Annotated in this window: 1 protein-coding gene; it reads left to right on the forward strand. The window is 55.5% G+C overall.

What is annotated here, in order from left to right:
• Positions 1-125: 125 nt before the first annotated feature.
• Positions 126-1,041, forward strand: a 916-nt coding sequence (locus tag ACSZO4_RS25660) for an IS110 family transposase (protein ID WP_437891902.1), incomplete at its 3' end; no start/stop codon positions are given.

Raw genomic sequence — 1,041 nt, forward strand, 5'->3', positions numbered from 1 at the left:
TTAACCCTCTGGGTTTTCAAGCCCGCGGGAGAGCTTATGGCGTGGCATCAGTTTTCCTGTAAACCCGAACAGCTGCCCGGGCGGCATATGCCAGCCCGTATCTTACAAGGCCGGGAGACATGAACATGGCGCAACACTCTACCGTTGGCGTTGATATCGCCAAACACACTTTCGATGTGTTTATCAGCCCTGAAAACCGCTTCCTTCATCTGGAAAATACCCCTGAAGGACATCAGCAACTTATCGACAACCTCGCATCACTCAACGTCAGGCTCGTTGTGATGGAGGCCACCAGTCGTTACCACAACCTTCTCGCCGCCACACTTGAACTTGCCGGTATCCCCGTGGCAGTGGTGAATCCCCGACAGGTCAAAAACTTCGCCAGGGCTCTGGGAACCCTCTTCAAAACTGACCCAAACGATGCCCGTGTCATCTGTGAATTTGGTCGTCGTATGGAGCCCGAAGTGCGACCCACGCAGGATGAACAGACGCAACGCCTGTCGATGATGGTGTCCCGCCGTCGCCAGCTTGTGGACAACCGGGCCATGGAGCAGAACCGCTACGGCACCTGCGATGACATCTTTATCCAGGCGGGAATTAAACGACATATCGACTGGCTGAGCAGCGAGATAAAGGATGCGGACGACGACATTGACCGGCAGATAAAGGTCATGCCGCTGTGGCGGGAAAAAGTGAAGCTGCTGGAAGAGGTCAAGGGCATAGGAAAGACCACGCTGGCGGTGCTGCTGTCAATGCTGCCGGAGCTGGGAAAACTGAGCAGAAGAAAGATAAGTGCGCTGGTTGGTGTGTGCCCGTATGCGAGAGACAGCGGGAAAATGAAAGGGAAACGCTGTATCTGGGGTGGGCGAAGCGCGGTGCGTGCGGCGATGTATATGGCGACGATGACAGCGGTGCGCCACAACCCGACCATCAGGGCGTTCTTCGAGAGGTTAAGAGCCAACGGAAAACCGTACAAAGTGGCGATAACAGCCTGCGTCAGGAAGCTGGTGACCATCCTGAACGCCATGGTGCGTGACAATA

The sequence above is a fragment of the Phytobacter sp. V91 genome (genome assembly GCF_965644225.1).
Taxonomy (GTDB): Bacteria; Pseudomonadota; Gammaproteobacteria; order Enterobacterales; family Enterobacteriaceae; genus CBFFRJ01.